The organism is Bradyrhizobium sp. SZCCHNS3052, assembly GCF_032484495.1.
In the GTDB taxonomy this organism is placed as follows: domain Bacteria; phylum Pseudomonadota; class Alphaproteobacteria; order Rhizobiales; family Xanthobacteraceae; genus Bradyrhizobium.
Genome location: NZ_JAUETB010000003.1, coordinates 304680 through 323231, shown reverse-complemented (window position 1 = coordinate 323231; position 18552 = coordinate 304680). Strand labels below are relative to the sequence as shown.

Here is an 18552-nt window from a genome sequence, read left to right as displayed (position 1 = left end):
CGTCTCAGTGTTGGCCGAACAGCATGTCGTTGATGCGCCCTTCGAGGGCGACCTGTTCGGGCGAGCCCATCGTACCCGGCGGCACGCTGTTGAGCTCGGCGCGGACGCGGCCGGGATGCGGCGACAGCAGCAGGATGCGGGAGCCGATCTTGATCGCCTCCTCGATCGAATGCGTCACGAACAGCACGGTGAAGCGGGTGTCCTGCCAGAGCTGCAGCAGCTCGTCCTGCATCTTGCGCCGGGTCAGCGCGTCCAAGGCGGCGAACGGCTCGTCCATCAAGAGCACGTCGGGCTCCATCGCCATGCCCCTGGCGATCGCGACCCGCTGCTTCATGCCGCCGGAGAGCATATGCGGATAGGAGTCGATGAACTTGGTGAGGCCGACCTTGTCGATATAGGACTTGGCCCGCTCGTTGGCTTCCGCGGTGCCGAGCCGGCCGCTGGCGGTCAGCGCGAACACGACGTTCTCGCGCACCGTCTTCCACGGCAGCAGCTGGTCGAATTCCTGGAATACCATCATGCGGTCCGGACCGGGCTCGCTGACATCGTGGCCCTTGAGGCGGATGCGGCCCTCGGTCGGCTTCAGATAACCGCCGATCGCCTTGAGAAGCGTGGATTTGCCGCAGCCGGAGGGGCCGAGCAGCACGAAACGGTCGGAATCGAAGACCTTGAAGTCGACGCGGTAGGTCGCCGTGACCAAGGTGTCCGGCGTCTTGTACTGGAGCGTCACGCCCTCGACCGAGAGCAGCGGCTCGAACTGAGATGGCGATTGATGGACGGTCATCGTCCTCCCCTCCTTTATATTGCAATGCGAAATTTCGCTCGGTGCACTTCGGCGCCCTTATTCGAGGTGATAAAGGAGGAGACTGACGCGAACCTGACTCCGAGGCGGACAACAAGACCTTGCGCATCCTGCTGGTGGAAGACACGCCCGAGATCGGCGCCGCCGTGACCAGCCGGTTCGAGCGGATCGGCTACGCCGTCGACTGGGAAAAGGACGGCCGCACCGCGAGCGAGCTGATCGAGGTGCAGACCTATGACCTTATCGTGCTCGACGTGATGCTGCCGAACATGGACGGCTTTGCCGTGCTCAAGCACCTGCGCAAGCGCGGCCTGCGCACGCCGGTGCTGGTGCTGACCGCGCGCTCGGCGGTCGACGACCGGATCGGCGCGCTCGACCTCGGCGCCGACGACTACCTGATCAAGCCGTTCGACTATCGCGAGCTGGAGGCGCGGGCGCGGGCGCTGCTGCGCCGGGCCGCCGGCCAGTCCGACAATCTGCTGACCCTGGGGCCGCTGGTGATCGACCGCGCCGGGCGCACCGCCAGCGTCGCCGGCCAACCGCTGGACCTGACGCGGCGCGAGCTGACCGTGCTGGAAATCCTCGCCGCACGCCCTGGGCGTTACGTCGCCAAGGAGGAGCTGGTCGAGCAGCTCTTCAGCTTCGACCAGGATCCGAGCCCCAACGCCGTCGAGCAGTTCGTCGCGCGTCTCAGGCGCAAGCTGGCGGCGACATCCGTCGAGATCAAGACCGAGCGCGGCCTTGGCTATCAGCTCCACGCTTCGTGACCTCAGGACCTCGCTGCGCGCGCGGCTGCTGATCGCGATCGGCGCGATCCTGGCCGTCGGCGCCGTCGTGCTGAGCCTCGCCGCCTGGCAATATGCAGCCACCGCCGCGCGCGACGCCTATGACAAGCTGCTCGCCGGCGGCGCCGTGCAGATCGCCGAGAACATCTACATGCAGGGTGGCGTCGTGACGCTGGATCCGCCGGCGGCGGCGTTTGCGACATTGTCGGCCTATGACCTCGTGTTCTATCGCGTCACCGATCCGCGCGGCGTCGTCGTCGCCGGCTATGACGATCTCGCCGTCACCGCGCCCGCCAGGGCGCTGCGTGAGGGCGTCGTCCTGCGAGACGGCATCTATCGCGACCAGGCGGTGCGCATCGCGGCCGTGGCGCGCAAGCTCGACGGCGCGCCCGGCGACGGCTGGAGCGAGATCGTGCTGGCGCAGACCCTGCGCGCCCGCGACGCGCTGACCTGGGATCTCGCCTCCAAGGCGATCGGCCTGATCGCTGCGATGAGCCTGCTGGCGCTGGTGGCGACTGCGCTCTGCCTGCGGCTGGTGTTCGCGCCGCTGACGCGGATCGAGGCCGAGATCGTCAAGCGACGGCCGGACGATCTCAGCCCGATCGCGATCACGCCGCCGCGCGAGGTGCGCGCGCTGGTCGGCGCGATCGACGGCTTCATGCAGCGCCTCGCCGAGCGCATCGCGCTGATGCAGCGCTTCATCGCCGACGCCACCCACCAGCTGCGCACGCCGCTGGCGGCGATCGATGCCGAGGTCGAGCTGCTGAGCGATCAGACCAAGGACCCGAGGGCGCTCGACAGGCTGCGCGGCCGCATCGCGGATCTCGCCCGCCTCACCAGCCAACTGCTCGATCACGCCATGATCCAGCACCGCGCCCAAGCACCGCGCTTCGCCGCGGTCGATATCAACGCGCTGGCGAAATCGGTGCTGTCGCAGAGCGTGCCGCTCTCTCTCGATCGCGAGGTCTCCGTCAGCTTCGTGCCATCGGAGGACGAGGTGATGCTCGCCGCCGACGCCATCAGCCTGCGCGAGGCGCTTGCCAATCTCATTCACAACGCGCTGGCGCATGGCGCGCGGACCCGGCTGATGGTGACGGTGGAGCGAGCGGCGGCACATGTCGCGATCGTCGTCTGGGACGACGGACCTGGGATCGCAGCCGACGCGCAGCAACGCCTGCTGACCCCGTTCCAGAAGGGCGACGGCTCCCACGGCTCAGGCCTCGGCCTCGCCATTGCGAGCGAGGTCGCGCAGGCCCATGGCGGCCGTCTGCGGTTCAGCGGAGTGGCAGGCGACTTCAGTGTGCGACTGGAGCTGCCGGTGGATCGGTCGACGGCAGTCGATGCACGTCCAGATTCACAGCTCAAACAGCAGCAGACATGACCTCGTCGTCCCGCAGCGGATCACGCCCGGGTCTTGCGATCGACATGCCCTTTCGAAGATCGAGAGGGCGCAGGGAAGGCCGGGAGCCTTCCAGCGTGCACTTGCAAAGTGTAAAGGCTTGGCGGAATGAGTTGGCAGAATAGCGAGACCGTGGAATTCTGACACGAACTCCGTCGAGGATCGTTAAGCCCATCTTTTGGGAGAACCTCTCATGGCCTGGGTGATCTTATTCATTGGCAGCCTTTGCGAGGTGGGTTGGCTGATCGCTCTCAAATATTCCGAAGGTCTCTCGCGCCTGCCGTCGATCCTGGTCACCGTGGGTTTTATGGGCGCCAGCGTCGGTTGTCTTGGCCTCGCCGTGAAGACGATCCCGATGGGCACCGCCTACGCCGCGTGGACCGGCGCGAGCATCGCCGTCGCCACTCTTTTCGGAATCTATCTGTTCGACGAGCCGACGACCGCGACCCGGCTCGCCTCGATTGGTCTCATTGTACTTGGCATCGTCGGACTGCGCCTCGAGTCCGGATAGGCGTGCCAATCCTCAAAAATAGCTCTCGAGCGTCCCGCGCCGCCTGATGTCGAGTGTCGCGCAATGGAATGCTCCGCCAAATGCGGCGTAATGCAGGAATTCGCAGGGGATCGGCTCGAAACCCCATTGCTCGATCGCACGCATCGTTCGCACATGATGCGGATCAACGATGATGCGCTTTTCGTCCACCATCAGTACATTCATGTTGAGCCATTTTCCGCAGAGCGACGTGATATTGAGCAAGCGATCGGTGATCGGATCAGGCTCGGGAGCGACGAGAATGTCCCATTTCTTCAGTATGTCCGGGAGGCGGCTGACGTCGATGTATTCGGGATTGATCAGAAGCCTGCCCGGCCCCAGCGGCAAAATGGTCGTGTCGATGTGCATCGGGCTACGACAGCGGCTCTCGATCTCGTGGATGCGATAGCCGTCGCCGAGATGGCGGCGCAGCCATTCGATGCCGGATGCATTGGTGACATTGCTGAGGGTTACAAACAGATCGCGCCCGCAGCGGACGAAATCGGCAGCGTCGAACACCGGTTCGAATTCAGTCAGAATATATGACATCGGCTCACCGTTTTCGGGCCGTCTGAAATCGGCGTTATACAGTTCGTCCGTGAGTTGCGGCCGTGGCGCGGCAGTCCAGCGGGCGCCGCGACGGAAATAGTCCTTCAGGACCGGACGAAAGGAATGGGTCTCGAAATAGCGGCTGGGCCACGCCATAGGCGTTTCAATGATTTCGTCTCCGATCACCAGCATGCTATCGCGCGGGCAGGAGTTGCAAAAACCGCGCGAAGACCATTCGGGCGTGCTGAAGCGCTTCTTGAAATCAACCGGTTCCGGCCGGGTGACCACCACGCCAAGCGACTGCAACAGCGCAATAAAGCCATCGAGCTCGCGCTGAGCCGGTTCAATCATCATCCTTGGATAGCGAAAGCCCCCGAGCAGCGCTTGCGCCCGTGCAGCCATTCCCGGAATGTTACAGGCGACGACCGGATGAGCGGATGGAATCGTCGCGCCTTCGAGCCTTCCGACAATCACTTCCTCGAGTGGATCCCACTCATTGTGCGAGTTGACCGGAGAAATCCTTACCTTGCGGTCGGCATCCGGGCCGCTGTCGTGCGTGATCATGGCATGACCAAAGCAAGAGGTGCAGATGTGGCACGAATACTCTAATGCGGTAGCATCGCCGGCGCATAGCCTCAGTGCAGCAATGCACCACAATCCGTCCTTAACAAACGGCGCGGCGCTTCCAGCCCAGTGCGGTGGCAGGGCTTCACGGCGAGCGCTCCGCAGTCATGTCGCGCGGCGTGCGAGCGCCACAACGCGGATATAAAGATGACGTTGTATCTGTCCGTAGGGCTCTGCCCTGTCAGGAGCCGCCTTTCTTGAATTCCAGCGGCGCGGCCGGCTTGAACTGGCTGCTCACCTCGCCGACCAGATCCCTGTCCGCCCCGGACAGGTCGAGCTTGCGGATCGGAGCGCCGACGGAAAGGTCCAACAGCGGCAAGTTGACCCAGACGATGTTCGGGCTGAGGGTCGATTCGAAGAAATAGAGCCGGTCGGTCGAGTCGGCGACGGCGCACCAGATCGTATGCGACGCCTCCGGTCGCTTCGGGTCCGGCCGCACGAAAGGCTGCGCCACGTTGCGCATGACGGACAACATGCGGGCCACGGTCTGGCGAGTGTCCGACGGCTTGGTCTGGTTCTGGATGTAATAGGCGGCGCGGACGAAGCGGTCGGCCGCTTCGCTCGTCCCCGGCAGCGCTTCGGTGCCGCCAAAGACGTGGTATTTTTTCAGATTGGCGAGCTGCTCGGGGAAGGGCGGCGAGTTCGTCATGACCAGATAGCGGCGGTCGTGATGAACGCGCACCTTGCCGCCATCGACGATCTCGATGATCGCCGAATCGCCCGTCGCGTCCGAAAGCGACAGATGCACGGTCGCCGTCGCGTATCCGGGCATGCCGGCGGCGATGAGTTGATAGCGACCGGTTTCGATGTCGGCCACCGCCTCGGCAACGGTGGCAAAGTTGTCGAGGTTGTATTGCGCCCATAGCGACAGCGCGAGGCCGGGGCGCTTGAGATCGCGCTTTCCGTAATCGCTCTCGGAGAGCCACAGCAGGTTGGCGACAAGACCTTTTTCATTCATGCCGTCGGCGATCGCCAGATTATAAACCGCCCCGCCGACGCTGCCGTATTTCGACGTCCAGCTCAGTTCGTTGTCGTCGCCGCTCTCGCCTTTGCGCGCAAGGCCGCGCGGAAAGGCCCAGAGATCGGTGCGCATGTCTTCGGGCCAATCCATGTTGCGCCCGGTGACAACGGCCTGACCATTATCGGCCCAGAGGACGCGCGAACACGCGTCCGCCAGAGATGATCCAAACGCGACGATTGCCAAAGCCATCGCCCCGCTCATCACGCCCGCACACCGCCGCATGGTCAGGCTCCTCGTTGTGTTCAATACAATCTAGAGGCGAGTGCGAGTCGGCGACCTTGATCTGGGTCAATCATCGTCGGTCGCGGCGCCGCGACGATTCGCATGAGATCGTTGTCTTGCCGGGCGCGGCGGGGCGATCCGACAGCATCGTCCCCTCAGATGCACAATTGCACCGAAAATCTCGAGATTCCGGATTCAGCCCTGACGGGCTGGCCCGGAATGGCGGGCTATGACGCAGCAAGATCAGTCGCCGCTGCGCATGCAGGGGCGCGACCAGATGCGGGTGTAACCCTCGCCGCCCTCGTCACCGAACAGCTCGGCGCAGATCGGCGCGTTGAGCGACGCAACAGGAGCACGTCCGGCGCGGAAGCGTCCCGCGCGCTCGCTCAGGCCGACGCTTTGACCTTTGCCGCCTTCGCCTCGGAGATCGCCGCCCACACCTTCTCCGGCGTCAGCGGCGTCTGCAGGTTGGTGATCCCGAGCTCGAACAGCGCGTCCATCACGCCGTTGGTGACGCAGGGCGGGCCGCCGATGGCGCCGGATTCGCCGCAGCCCTTGGCGCCCAGCGGGTTGGTCTTGCACGGCGCGGAATCGTCGAGAGTGACCACGATCGGCGGCACGTCGTCGGCGCGCGGGATGCAGTAGTCCTGATAGGTGGCGGTCAGGAGCTGGCCGTCGGCATCGTAGGCGACGTTCTCGTACAGCGCCTGGCCGATGCCCTGGGCGACGCCGCCATGGATCTGGCCCGCCACCAGCATCGGATTGACCGCGACGCCGACGTCGTCGACGGTGGTGTAGCGCACCACGCGGCTGACGCCGGTCTCCGGATCGATCTCGACCTCGCAGATATGGGTGCCGTTCGGCCAGCTCGGACCGTCGACCTCGCCCTCGCTGTCGACCGACAGCTTGGCGCCCTGCTCCTTCCCGGCGATGTCGAACAGGCTGATGCGGCGGTCGGTGCCGACGACGGTGAGGAAGCCGTCGCGATACTCGATGTCCTCGACCGCGGTCTCCAGCAGGTTCGACGCCTTTTCCCGCGCCTTCGCAATCAGGTCGTTCGACGACACCGCCACCGCCGTGCCGCCGACGAACAGCGAGCGCGAGCCGACGCTGCCGAAGCCGGTGGCGAGATCGGTGTCGCCCTGCACGACGTCGATCTTGTCCAGCGGAATGCCGAGCGTGTCGGAGATCATCTGCGTATAGGTGGTCTGCAGGCCCTGCCCCATCGCCATGGTGCCGGAATGCAGGATGACGCGGCCCTCGGAGGTCGCGTGCAGCGACACCTTCTCGGTGTGGGCGCGGCCGCCGGTCCATTCGATATAGCTGGTCAGGCCGCGGCCGTAGAGCATGCCGCGCTTCTTCGCCTCGCGCTTGCGCGCGTTGAAGCCGTCCCAATCGGCAAGCTTGGACGCGCGCTCCAGCATGTGGGCAAAGGCACCGGAATCATACACCTGGCCGACGGCGTTGGTGTAGGGGAGCTGCGCCGGCTTGATGTAGTTGGTCTTGCGGATGGCGCGCGGATCGATCCCGATCTGGCGCGCGGCCGCATCGAACAGCCGCTCGACGATGAACACCGCCTCGGGGCGTCCGGCACCGCGATAGGCGCCGACCGGCGCCGTATGCGTCATCACGGTCTTGATCTCGAAATGCACCAGCGGCAGATCATAGACGCCGGTCTGCACGAATGGCCCGAGCACCAGCGGGATGATGTTGGCCGCGCCCGACGAATAGGCGCCGGTGGCGCCGATCGAGCGCACGCGATAGGCCAGCACCCTGCCCTTGGCGTCCAAAGCGAACTCGGCGGTGGAGGTGAGGTCGCGGCCATGCGTGCCGCCGACGAACTCGTCGGTGCGCTCGGCGCGCCAGCGGATCTTCTTGTTAAGCTTGGTGGCGGCATAGGCGACGATGCCGTCCTCAGGATAGAGGTTGGTCTTCTGGCCGAAGCCACCGCCGATGTCGCCGACCAGCACGCGCACGCTCTCCTTCGGGCGCTTCAGCACGGCTTCCGCCAGCACGTCGCGGGTCGAGGCCGGGGTCTGCGACTGCACGTGCAGCAGCAGCCGGCCGGTCTTCTTCTCGATCTCGGCGATGGTCGAGCGCGGCTCCATCGCCGAGGGCACCAGGCGCTGGCTGGTGATGTCGAGCGAGACCTTGTGCGCAGCGCCGGCGAACGCCGCCTCGACCTTGGCGGCATCGCCATAGCTCATCGCGGCGACGACGTTGTCGGGCGCCTCGGCCCAGACCACGGGCGCGCCGGGCTCGATCGCCTTCACCGGATCGGTCACCGCCGGCAGCACCTCGTAATCGACGACGATCGCTTCCGCGGCCTCCTGCGCGACCGTGCGCGAGGTCGCGACCACGGCGGCGACCGCCTCGCCGGTGAAGCGGACAATCTCATGGGCAAGCAGGCGGCGCGGCGGCACCGTCATCGGCTTGCCGTCGGGACGCTTGAAGATTGCCAGGGTCGGAATGGTGCCGACATCGTCAGCGACGAGGTCCGCGCCGGTGTAAATCGCCTGCACGCCCGCGATCTCGCGGGCAGCGGCGGTGTCGATCGACAGGATCCTGGCATGCGCATGCGGGGAGCGCAGCACGTAGAGCCACAGCGCGCCGTCCTCCGCCTTGTCGTCGATGAACTGCCCCTTCCCGGTCAGCAGCCGCTGATCCTCCAGACGCTTGAGGGGCTGCCCCGCACCAAACCGCATATTGTTGGGAAGAATGTTCATTCGTCAGTCCTTGGTCAGTTCAATGAATTTGGCAGGGTCTTAGCGGATCGGCGTTGCGGTGGCCAACACGTGTTTAAGCTGATGCGTCATGACGAACCGTCATTCCGGGGCGCGCGCAGCGCGAGCCCGGAATCCATAACCACGACCGGTAGTTTGGAGGCTCGATGTCTCCCGGTCTGCCCACCCGAGAGGTCGCGGAGTATGGATTCCGGGCTCAGCCCTTGGGCTGCCCCGGAATGACGATGAGGAGAGAGCGGGGGCCAAAGCCGGGGCTAGCTCACCCCAGGCTGCGCAGTACCTCTTCGACGACCTTGCGCTGCTCGGGCGAGAGCGGGGCCTGCGGCGGCACGGGATCGCCGACGTCGTAGCCCTGGATCGACAGGCCGGCCTTGATGCAGGCCGCGAGGTTGAAGCGGGCGAAGGCCTCGTTGACGCGCCACAGCTTCTTCTGCAGCAGCATCGCATCGTCCCAGCACGACGCCTTGCAGAGATTGTAGAGCTCGACGCTCTGGCGCGGGATGATGCAGGCCGGCCCGGCCATCCAGCCCTTGCCGCCGATCAGCATCACCGCGGCCGGAATGTGTGAGGACGCCGCGAACACCTTGATGGCGTCGCCGCAGCGATTGATGATCGACAACAGCCGGCCGGTGTTGGTCGAAGCGTCCTTGATGTAGTTGATGCGCGGATGCTCGGCGAGGCTCGCGATGACGTCGAGCGACAGGTCGGAACGCTGGAACTGGGGATTGGTGTAGATGACGACGGGAACGTCGACGGCATCGGCAATCGCCCGGAAATACGCCTCGATGCCGGCGTCGTTGACCGGGAAGTAGGCTTCGAGCACCGCCAGGATGCCGTTTGCGCCGCGCTTCTGGTAAGCCTTGGCCTGCGCCACCGCGTCAGCGATCGCAGTCGAGGCCACGCCTGCGATCACGGGAACGCGGCCCTGGGCGGCATCGATGGTCGTCTCCACGACGGTCATGCGCTGGGCACGATCGAGATAGGCGAACTCGCCGGTGGAGCCGAGCGGCGTCAGGCCGTGCACACCGGCAAGGATCAGATCGTCGCAAAGACGCCCCAGCACCTCCGTACGGATCGTTCCATCCGCGCCGATCGGCGAGGCCAGGTAGGGAAAGACACCATGAAATTCAGTCATGCGGCCGGTATAGCGGCCGGGTCGCTGGTTCCGCAAGGCGGCCGCCGAAGCGGGAGGCGCCCTTCTCAGGCCCGGCCTGTTGCCCGCAGCGACATCTGCCTCAGGGACCTGACACCAGCGGACAAGAGCCGGTGTGTAGCAGCGCCACACTGCCGCGATGGAATGCGGGGTGTTGCCGCAAACCGAGCTGCCAATCAGCTCACGTTAAATCCGGCTTCAAACTTTCTCTTCACCATAGGTGCATGTCCCGCGGCGGAGGCGGTCAGAGGGCAGCGATTCAATCTGGGATTGCGCGCACCGTGGCGAAGAAGGACGAGCGCGATGACCTCAAACACGGCAAAAATGGCTACGAACTTCGCCATTTTCAGTCATTTTTCCGCCGGATTGACCAACCATCATGCGAAGCGGAAAGAGTTAGTACGAGTGCTCCAGCGTAAATTCGCCGTAGGAATTTCGATCGGAGACGAGGGAAGCCTGCAGCGAGAACGACGATGAAGACGCTTTACGATTTACTCGGAGCTCTTCCGGACGATGACGCTGACGATATCCGGGCGGCCTTCCGCAAAGCGGTCAAAGAGAGCCACCCCGACGTCAATCCCGGCGATCCGGATGCCGCGCTGCGGTTTCGACAGATCATCCGCGCCAACGACATTCTCGGCGACAAGGAGCAGCGCACGGCCTATGACCGGCTGCTCGGCGCCGCGCAGGACGAGCATCAGCAGGATTCCAAGCTGGCCGTCGTCGCCAAGGTCCACAAGGTTGCGTCCGGCGTGATGGCGCTGGCCGGTGCGTCCGCCGTGGCGCTAACCGGCTACCTGCTGTTCACCCACATGTCGTCGGCTTCCGTCGCGCCGCTCAAGCCGATCGTGGTTGCGACCAACAAGGTCAAGCCGAACGAGGTTCCCGCCAAACCGATCGATAGCGCCACTGAGGCGGCGACGGCCGGCGATGCGGCCGCGAATTCCGGCGGCGAGACGGCTGCCAGCGCAACGGTCGGCAGCGCATCGGGCAGCAATGCCTCGGTATCCGCCGATCCGCTTCCGCTACGCGTCAGCAAGATCGACACGGTCTATTCTGCCGAGCAGGAGCGTGCGCCCTGCGCGGCAGGCGCGACCGCGCCATGCACGGCGGATGCAATGCTCGCCGGGGGTACGGCTTCGAACGAGGCCCAGGCCCATCACGATCGCGGCATGGCCGCGTTCCAGAAGGGCGACTTCGCGGCGGCGCTGGCCGATCTCGACGCGGCGATCCAGCTCGATCCCCGCTACCATGAGGCCTATATCGACCGCGGCATCGTGTTCTATCGCATGCGCAAGTTCGACCGCGCCTTTGCCGACGTTGCGGCCGCAAAGCGCATCGAGAAGACGAACCGCGCCGTACTCGACGCGATGGCGAAGCGTCAGCCGCTGCGGCCGCTGAAGCTCGAGCCGCCAAAGTCCGACATCAAGGCGGAGACGCCGAAGGCAGAGGCGCCGAAAGTGGCGGCGGCGGCGCCGATGCCCTCGCGGATGTCGACGGCGACGCCGGTCTATCCAACCACCGACCCCAGCCGCGCCCCCTGAGCGATTGACGAAGATTTAAGGTAACTCCGAACCTTCGTCGCGCGAATCGTTCGCGCCCATCAACTGTTAGGAAAGGTGTCCCATGGTGTTCCCATGGGACATGGGCTGCTTTCCAGATTCATCCATCCGAACCCGGCGATCCGGCGCGAGCTCGTCGATCTGCTGTACACGTCTCTGCCGCAGGTCATGTCGATCAACGCGGCCGCCATCACCGGCTCGGTCACGCTTGCGGTCCTGCACGGCGATCCCGGCTACATCGCGATCACGTTCGCGATCATCGTCAACGCCATCGGTCGCGTGGTCAGCCTGCTGCGCTACAAACAATATGCGGGACGCCTGTCCGATCGCGACGTGATCCTCTGGGAGAAAGTCTACGCCGCGGGCGCCGCCGCCTTCGGCCTTGCGCTTGGCGCTCTCACCTTCCGCGCGTTCCAGCTCAACGATGCTCCGGGCGCATGGATCGCCTTCGGCCTGTCGATGTCCTATTGCGTCGGCATGGTGTCGCGCGCGGCGATCCGCCCGTGGGTCGTGCTGACGACAACCGCCGTGCTGCTCGCCCCGACGCTCATCGCCGGATTGATGCGCCCGGAGCTGCCCTATCAGCTCGGGGCCGTCCTGCTGGTGCTGTTCTGGTTCTCGATCCGCGAAGCCTCGCGCCATCTCAGCACCGCGTTCATCGAGCGGCTCGAGGCCAAGCACGCGCTGGCCCGCCAGGCCAACCATGATTTCCTGACCGACCTGCCCAACCGGGCGGCCTTCCTGGCTGCGCTCGAACGCACGACCCGGACTGTCGCGATCATTGCCATCGATCTCGACGGCTTCAAGCCCGTCAACGACCGCCATGGCCACCACGCCGGCGACGACCTGCTGCGTCAGGTCGCAGCCCGGCTGTCGAGCTGTGTCGGCCAGGGCGGTCTCGCCGCGCGCTTCGGCGGCGATGAGTTCATGCTGCTGAAGCCGGTGACGGGCGGCGCGGACGGACGCGACGAGGCGCTGGCGCTGGCGCGCGAAGCAATCCGCTCGCTGTCGATGCCATTCCTGCTGTCCGACATCCCCGTGGTGATCGGCGCCAGCGCCGGCCTGCTGGTGAACGACCGGCCGCTCACGGACGAGTCCATGGACGAGGTGCTGCGCCAGGTCGACAGCGCGCTCTATGCCGCCAAGCGCGCCGGGGGCGGCTGCTGTACCTGGGCCGAGGCCGCGGACGGCGCATTGCGGCAGGCGGGCTGACGCGCGGCCTTCGATCTCAGGCGACGATCACCTCGTGCAGCAGCGCGTCGATCTCGCCGGCGTCGAGCTCACCTTCGAGTCCGATCAGCACGAGCTGGGCCGTGAGGCCATCGGCGGGCGACACCGGCGACGGCGCCAAGGTGCCGCGCGTCGCCACCGACTGAAACAGGATCGGCTGTCCCGGATGGTCGGTGAACAGCAGGATGCCCTTGATGCGCAGGGTGCGCGGCGCGAGCTTTCCGATCACCTGCTGGAAGCGGGCCAGCGACAGCGGAGCACGGGAGGTCCAGGTGAGGGTTGCGAAAGGTTGCGACATCGTCGGCACCTGCTTGGGCAGCTCTCGCGGCGCGCGAATGTCGCGGCTGAACAGCAGGTCCGGCGCGACGACGCCATGCGCGATCTCGAAGATCGCCGATTGCGGCTTGGTGCCGCCGACGACGGCGCGGGCCGCATCGAGCGCGGCGCGGTCGAGCAGATCGGCCTTGGTCAGCAGCACGAAATCCGCGGCCCGCAACTGCGAGCGCCACAGCACATCCTGTTCGATCTCGGGGTCATCGCGCAGCCGCTGCGGGTCGACCAAGGTGACGACCGTCTCGAGCGGCGCCACCTTGAAGATCACGGGATCCATCAGGCTGCGAATGATTTCGGCGGGATCGGAAATGCCCGATGTCTCGATCGCAATCGCGTCGGGTGCCGGATCGCGCTTGATGACGGAGGACAGCGTGCGCAGCAGGTCGCCCTGCAGCGAGCAGCAAATGCAGCCGTTCTTGAGGCTGATCACCTCCTCGGTGACGGTGCCGAGCAATTGCGCGTCGATATCGACCGCGCCGAAGTCGTTGACAACAGCGGCGATGCGCCGTCCGTCCGGATTGGCGAGCAGATGATTGAGCAGGGTCGTCTTGCCGGCACCGAGCGATCCGGCGACCAGCAGGACCGGGACGATCATGACAGGACCGGACGGCGTACCGCCTGCCCCGGCCGGACGTCGCGAACGAGCTCGCCATCGGTGATGACGGCGCGGCCATTGACGAGCAGATGCCGTACGCCCTCGGACGGCCGGTTCATGTTGAGGAAGTCGGCGCGGTCGCGCAGGCTGGCGAGATCGAGCACGGCGATGTCGGCGTCGCAGCCGGCCTGCAGCCGTCCCTTCTTGCGCATCGCGGGCGTCGACGGTTCCAGAATCCGGGCCGGGATCAGCGTGCACTTGGCGAGGCCCTCCATCAGCGGCACCGCCTTGCGGTCCAGCACCCATTCGCGCAGGAATTTCGTGAACGTCGCCGATGAGCGCGGATGCGACACCGCGTCATCCGGCAGCGGCCAGGCGTCGCCGGTGTAGTCCGTGCCGTTGGACAGGATCCACGGCATCGCATCGGAGGCGATGGCGCCGCCCGGAAACAGCACGGAGACATCGAGCAGGTCGCGGTGGCGCTGGTTGACGGCGACATCGAGGAAATGGATCAGCACCAATGCGCCGGGATCGTCCTGCTGCCGCGCGAGCAATTCGTCGCGGCTGCCGAGCCGATGGCGCTCGGCGACCATCTCGATTGCGTCATAGCCGGTGCCCATGCGCTGGCAGAACGCGGGATCGGCGAAGAAGCCGGCGCCGACCACGGTCGAGCCGGTGCCGTAGGGATAGGCTTCGGTCGTGACCTTCAGGCCTTGCTTCTGCGCGGTCTGCACCAGCTCGGCGCAGCGCTCGACATCCTGCAGGCTGGTGCTGTTGAAATGGCAGATGTGCATGTGGGCGCCGGTCGAGCCGGCCAGCCCGATCAGCCGCGTGTAGGCATCGACCGAGCTGCGCGGATCGACGTTCGACATATAGGCGATGTGCGTGTAGGTCGGCACGTCATGCTTGGCCGCCAGGCTGCACAGCTCCGACAGCTCCTTCATGCCGGTGCCGGGCGCGTAGGCGTTCGGGAAGGCAATGCCGAGACCGCCCTGCTCCAGACCCTGCCGCGTGCGCTCGACGATCTCGGCGGTCTCGGCAGCCGTGGCGACCTCCTCGACCCAACGCTTGTCGCGCATCGCCTCGCCCATGCCGGCGATGTTGGACGCGGTCTGCTGCGTCGTCATCGTCGCGATCCGCGCGAACACCCAGCCCGACGCTGCGCCGTAATTCAGAAGGCGGCCGATCGCCGCCTGCTCATCATACCAGCGCGCCACCGGCATCACGCCGATCTCGAGCTCCAGCGTCGTGGTGACGCCGTCGAAGGCCTGCATGCGGTCGGCCGGCAGCGACTGGCCATGGGCGTGCAGATCGATGAAGCCGGGCACGACGGCAAGGCCGGCCGCATCGACCACCTGATCGGCGGACCCGCCGACATCGCCCACGGCAGCGATCGCGTCATCCTTGATGGCGACATCGGCCGTGGCGTCGAGCTTCGTTTCCGGGTCGAGCACGCGACCGCCGCGAATGATCAGATCGTAGTGAGGCATGAAATCAGCTGGGCTCGCGAAGTGGAACTGCGCGCAGGCCTAACACAGATGCGCGGCGATGAGAACGCGGCGGGAGAGATCGATGCTCTCCGAGCCATGCGTGGCGCACTTATCAGTTCGTCGAACTGGGGCGCCGCTCTTCCCCTTGCGCAAGGGATCGGTCAGGATTGCGAAGAACGACCTCTCGGCATCCGCCGTTCGACAGAGGAGACCCGAATGGCTTCGCACACACGGCGCATCGCCGACTTCACCTGCGAGAAGCAGCCGGCGACGGGCTCGCGCGGCATGGTGGTGACCAATCATCCGCTCGCCTCCAGCGCCGGTGCCGAGATGCTGATGCGTGACGGCAACGCGATCGATGCCGCGGTCGCCGCACTGTTCGCGCTGACGGTGGTCGAGCCGATGATGGTCGGCATTCTCGGCGGCGGGCTGTCGCACATCCGCCTTGCGGATGGACGGCACATCGTGCTCGACGGATTGAGCACCGCGCCGCGGCGCGCCACGCCAGGAATGTATGATCCGGTCTCCGACGAGATCACGCTGGCGCGCGAGACCCGCGGCCGCCGCAACGTCGCAGGCGCGCTCGCGGTCGCCGTGCCCGGCGCGCTGAAGGGATGGTGCGAGGCCCTGTCGCGCTTCGGCCGGCTGCCGCTGGCCGAAGTGATGGCGCCGGCGATCCGGCTCGCTGAGCACGGCTTCATCGCCAGTCCCTATCTCAACGATTGCGTGCGGCTGGTCGCGGACGACCTCGCGCGCGATCCGCATCTGTCGACGCTGTTCGTGCCGGGCGGCGAGCCCGTCAGTCCAGGCACGCGCGTGATCCAGACCGACTATGCGGCATCGCTGCGGCTGATCGCGGAGCAAGGACCGGACGCTCTCTATGGCGGGCCGCTCGGGATCGCGCTGGCCGACTACATGGCCGACAATGGCGGGCTGATCGATGCGAGCGACCTCGCCGCCTACAAGGTGATCGAACGCGCGCCGATCCGCGGCCACTATCGCGGCCATGAGATCATCGGCCCGCCGCCGCCCTCCTCCAGCGGCGTGCACATCGTGCAGATGCTGAACATCCTCGAGGGCTTCGACGTCGGCGGGCTCGGCTTCGGTTCGGCCGATGGCGTGCACGTGCTTGCCGAAGCCTTGAAGATCGCCTTTGCCGACCGGGCGGTCGCCACCGCCGATCCCGCTTTCGTCGACGTGCCGGTCGAGCGGCTGACGTCGAAGGCCTATGCCGCGCAGCGGCGGGCGCAGATCGACATGAGCCGGGCCCGGAGCTTCGGCCCGGGCCTTGCGCCGACGGAGTCCGCCAACACCACCCATGTCACGGTCGCCGATGCCGAGGGCAACGTCGTCGCGGCGACCCAGACCATCAACGGCCTGTTCGGCGCCTGCGTACAGATCCCGGGCACCGGCATGACCGCCAACAACTACATGTACAATTTCGATCCGCATCCGGGCCGCGCGCTGTCGATCCAGCCGGGCAAGCGCGTCTTCACCTCGATGGCGCCGATGATGGCGCTTCGCGACGGCCGCTTGCGCTATGCGCTCGGCCTTCCCGGCGGCCTGCGCATCTTTCCCTCGGCCTTCCAGGCGCTGGTCAACCTGATCGACCACGGCATGTCGCTGCAGGAGGCCGTCGAGGCGCCGCGGCTCTGGACGCAGGGCGGCGTGCTCGAGCTCGAGCCGGCGTTTCCCGACCATGTGGCGCGGGAGCTCGCCGCACGCGGGCACGAGATCAAGCGCGAGCCGGTCGTGGCCGGCGGCATGAACGCGATCGCGTTCGGCGACGACGGCACGCTGACAGGAGCCGCGTGCTGGCGCGCCGACGGCACCCCGATCGCGATCTCCGGCGGGCGCGCCCGCGCCGGGCTTCGCTTCGCCATCGCGTGAGCTCTACAGGCGCTCTCGCATCATCCGCGCGATCGCCTCGCCGATCACGACGGTGGTGAAATGCGTGTTGGCGCGGCAATCGGACGGCATGATCGAGGCATCGGCGACGCGCAGGCCGGCAATGCCCTTCACGCGGCCGTCCGGATCGACCACGCCGTCGCCATCGTCGAATCCGCTCATGCGGCAGCTCCCCGCCGCATGCTGGATGTCGCCGGTGACCTGCCGCAGCAGCGCATCGAGCTCGGCCTCGGGCAGCGCAGCCGCCTGCGGCAGCGTGAACTCCGTATCGCCGAGGCGAATCCAGTCGGCGATGTCGCGCAGCGCCGGCTGCACCGTGATCACGGCCAGCCGCTTCACCGCGTCCCGCATTCGCGCCACGTCGCGCGGATCGGCCAGCATGTTCTCCTCGACGATCGGATCCACGCTCGGATCGGTCGAGGCGAGCCTGAGCGTACCGCGCGAGAAGGCGTTGAACAGTCCGGCGCCGATCGCGCCGGGCACGCCGATGCCCCGATGGTTGAACGCGATCAGGATCATGTCGCGCTTGCCGCCGCCGGCGAGGCCCGACGAGTAGGTGACGCAGCAATTGGTATGGCGCGTGTCGCGGTCGGTCGGACGCAGCGCCTCGCGGAGCTGGATGGTGGTGCGGAACAGCGGATGATCGAAGAAGTGCCGGCCGACCGGAAGATCACGCACGACCGCAATTCCCATCGCCAGCAGATCGGTCGCAGGGCCGATACCCGAGCGCAGCAGGATCGCGGGGCTGTGGATCGCGCCGGCACACAGCACGACCTCGCGCGCCGCGACGTTTTTCACGCCTTCACCTTCGACGTGGACGCGCACGCCGGTCGCCCTGCCGTCGCTGATCAGCAGCCGATCGACCAGCGCCCGTCCGCGGATCTCGAGGTTCGGACGGCCGCGGGCCGGCTCGAGATAGCCCTCATTGGTGGAAATACGGCGGCCGGCGCGGCTGTTGATCGGATAGCAGGCAACACCCTCGCCATCGGGCCCGTTGAGATCGTCGCACCAGCGATAGCCGCTCGCCAGCGCGGCATCGCGCAAGCCACGATCGATCGGGCCCCATGTGTCAGGCGGTGCGCGAGTGACTGGAAGCGGGCCGCCGCGACCGTGCCCCTCGCGATCACCGAATGCGAGATCGTCCTCGATCACCGCGAACAGCGGCATGATGTCCTTGGCCGACCATCCCGTGCAGCCATTGGCCGCCCATTCATCGAATGCATCGGCCACGCCGCGGATCGCGATCTGGCCGTTCATCATCGAGCTGCCGCCCAGCCCCTTTCCGCGCCAGTAGAAGCGCATGTCCTGCCCGGCGACGCGGCGGGACATCAACTCCGGCCACTGCCATTTCTCCTGGAAGGCGCGATCGTGGATGATCGGAATCGGGTTCGGCGTCACGATCTCCCACGGCGCGTCGTCCGCGCGCCAGTCCGCGCCGGCTTCGAGCAGCAGGACCCGCGTCCGGGGGTCTTCGGACAGGCGCGCAGCGACGACCGCTCCCGCGGAGCCGCCGCCGACCACAATGACGTCATACATGGACTGAATTCTCGCTTGTTCTCAGGCACCGCAACCATGACGGCCAGCTTGCGCTGCCGAGAGCGATCCG

Annotated in this window: 14 protein-coding genes; 6 read left to right on the top strand and 8 right to left on the bottom strand. The window is 66.3% G+C overall.

The genetic code is table 11. From position 1 onward, the window contains the following. Positions 1-4: 4 nt before the first annotated feature. Positions 5-784, bottom strand: a complete 780-nt coding sequence (locus QX073_RS13040; protein ID WP_315713963.1) for an ABC transporter ATP-binding protein — start codon at positions 782-784, stop codon at positions 5-7. A gap of 119 nt (positions 785-903) precedes the next feature. Between QX073_RS13040 and QX073_RS13035 the strand changes: the two genes are divergently transcribed. From QX073_RS13035 to QX073_RS13025, 3 genes are all read left to right on the top strand, one after another. Further along, positions 904-1569: a response regulator transcription factor gene (locus tag QX073_RS13035; RefSeq protein WP_315713962.1), complete on the top strand. Its 666-nt coding sequence runs from the start codon at positions 904-906 to the stop codon at positions 1567-1569. Beyond that, on the top strand, positions 1544-2968 hold the full coding sequence (locus QX073_RS13030) for a sensor histidine kinase (protein ID WP_316225854.1): 1425 nt from the start codon (positions 1544-1546) through the stop codon (positions 2966-2968). The genes QX073_RS13035 and QX073_RS13030 overlap by 26 nt, the downstream gene beginning before the upstream one ends. Positions 2969-3179: 211 nt before the next feature. Continuing rightward, the gene (locus tag QX073_RS13025; protein ID WP_315713960.1) at positions 3180-3497 is read left to right on the top strand and encodes a multidrug efflux SMR transporter; all 318 of its coding nucleotides are present in this window, start codon (positions 3180-3182) and stop codon (positions 3495-3497) included. 12 nt (positions 3498-3509) lie between these two features. Here the strand turns inward: QX073_RS13025 and QX073_RS13020 are convergent, their stop codons facing one another. From QX073_RS13020 to QX073_RS13000, 4 genes are all read right to left on the bottom strand, one after another. After that, positions 3510-4628: an amidinotransferase gene (locus QX073_RS13020; RefSeq protein ID WP_316225853.1), complete on the bottom strand. Its 1119-nt coding sequence runs from the start codon at positions 4626-4628 to the stop codon at positions 3510-3512. Positions 4629-4869: 241 nt separating this feature from the next. Further along, a complete protein-coding gene (locus QX073_RS13015) occupies positions 4870-5898 on the bottom strand; it encodes a linear amide C-N hydrolase (protein ID WP_316194785.1) in 1029 nt (342 codons plus the stop codon). Positions 5899-6317: 419 nt separating this feature from the next. Beyond that, positions 6318-8657 carry a xanthine dehydrogenase family protein molybdopterin-binding subunit gene (locus QX073_RS13005; RefSeq protein ID WP_316194786.1) on the bottom strand — a complete coding sequence of 780 codons (2340 nt, stop codon included), beginning with the start codon at positions 8655-8657 and terminating at the stop codon, positions 6318-6320. 277 nt (positions 8658-8934) lie between these two features. Then, complete coding sequence (locus tag QX073_RS13000) at positions 8935-9810, bottom strand: dihydrodipicolinate synthase family protein (RefSeq protein WP_316165739.1); 876 nt, start codon at positions 9808-9810, stop codon at positions 8935-8937. Positions 9811-10301: 491 nt separating this feature from the next. Between QX073_RS13000 and QX073_RS12995 the strand changes: the two genes are divergently transcribed. Beyond that, on the top strand, positions 10302-11372 hold the full coding sequence (locus QX073_RS12995; RefSeq protein ID WP_315713954.1) for a J domain-containing protein: 1071 nt from the start codon (positions 10302-10304) through the stop codon (positions 11370-11372). 93 nt (positions 11373-11465) lie between these two features. Beyond that, a complete protein-coding gene (locus QX073_RS12990) occupies positions 11466-12602 on the top strand; it encodes a GGDEF domain-containing protein (protein ID WP_315713953.1) in 1137 nt (378 codons plus the stop codon). A gap of 16 nt (positions 12603-12618) precedes the next feature. Here QX073_RS12990 and QX073_RS12985 read toward each other — a convergent pair whose 3' ends face one another. Together QX073_RS12985 and QX073_RS12980 are read right to left on the bottom strand one after the other, a co-directional pair. Beyond that, positions 12619-13548: a GTP-binding protein gene (locus QX073_RS12985; RefSeq protein ID WP_315826046.1), complete on the bottom strand. Its 930-nt coding sequence runs from the start codon at positions 13546-13548 to the stop codon at positions 12619-12621. After that, the gene (locus QX073_RS12980; protein ID WP_315752635.1) at positions 13545-15038 is read right to left on the bottom strand and encodes an amidohydrolase family protein; all 1494 of its coding nucleotides are present in this window, start codon (positions 15036-15038) and stop codon (positions 13545-13547) included. Before QX073_RS12980 ends, QX073_RS12985 begins: the two co-directional genes overlap by 4 nt. Positions 15039-15254: 216 nt before the next feature. Here QX073_RS12980 and ggt point away from each other — a divergent pair, with 216 nt between their 5' ends. Beyond that, on the top strand, positions 15255-16928 hold the full coding sequence (gene ggt / locus QX073_RS12975; protein ID WP_316203705.1) for a gamma-glutamyltransferase: 1674 nt from the start codon (positions 15255-15257) through the stop codon (positions 16926-16928). Between the two features lie 3 nt (positions 16929-16931). Here ggt and QX073_RS12970 read toward each other — a convergent pair whose 3' ends face one another. Next, complete coding sequence (locus QX073_RS12970; RefSeq protein ID WP_315826043.1) at positions 16932-18482, bottom strand: GMC family oxidoreductase; 1551 nt, start codon at positions 18480-18482, stop codon at positions 16932-16934. Positions 18483-18552: the final 70 nt, after the last annotated feature.

Excerpts from the sequence above, each read along its gene's own strand:
- QX073_RS13020 (WP_316225853.1), bottom strand. The coding sequence starts at position 4,628 with ATGATCACGCACGACAGCGGCCCGGATGCCGACCGCAAGGTAAGGATT.
- QX073_RS12985 (WP_315826046.1), bottom strand. The coding sequence starts at position 13,548 with ATGATCGTCCCGGTCCTGCTGGTCGCCGGATCGCTCGGTGCCGGCAAG.
- ggt (WP_316203705.1), top strand. The coding sequence starts at position 15,255 with ATGGCTTCGCACACACGGCGCATCGCCGACTTCACCTGCGAGAAGCAG.
- QX073_RS12990 (WP_315713953.1), top strand. The coding sequence starts at position 11,466 with ATGGGACATGGGCTGCTTTCCAGATTCATCCATCCGAACCCGGCGATC.
- QX073_RS12980 (WP_315752635.1), bottom strand. The coding sequence starts at position 15,038 with ATGCCTCACTACGATCTGATCATTCGCGGCGGTCGCGTGCTCGACCCG.
- QX073_RS13025 (WP_315713960.1), top strand. The coding sequence starts at position 3,180 with ATGGCCTGGGTGATCTTATTCATTGGCAGCCTTTGCGAGGTGGGTTGG.
- QX073_RS13015 (WP_316194785.1), bottom strand. The coding sequence starts at position 5,898 with ATGGCTTTGGCAATCGTCGCGTTTGGATCATCTCTGGCGGACGCGTGT.
- QX073_RS13005 (WP_316194786.1), bottom strand. The coding sequence starts at position 8,657 with ATGAACATTCTTCCCAACAATATGCGGTTTGGTGCGGGGCAGCCCCTC.
- QX073_RS13040 (WP_315713963.1), bottom strand. The coding sequence starts at position 784 with ATGACCGTCCATCAATCGCCATCTCAGTTCGAGCCGCTGCTCTCGGTC.
- QX073_RS12970 (WP_315826043.1), bottom strand. The coding sequence starts at position 18,482 with ATGTATGACGTCATTGTGGTCGGCGGCGGCTCCGCGGGAGCGGTCGTC.
- QX073_RS13000 (WP_316165739.1), bottom strand. The coding sequence starts at position 9,810 with ATGACTGAATTTCATGGTGTCTTTCCCTACCTGGCCTCGCCGATCGGC.
- QX073_RS12995 (WP_315713954.1), top strand. The coding sequence starts at position 10,302 with ATGAAGACGCTTTACGATTTACTCGGAGCTCTTCCGGACGATGACGCT.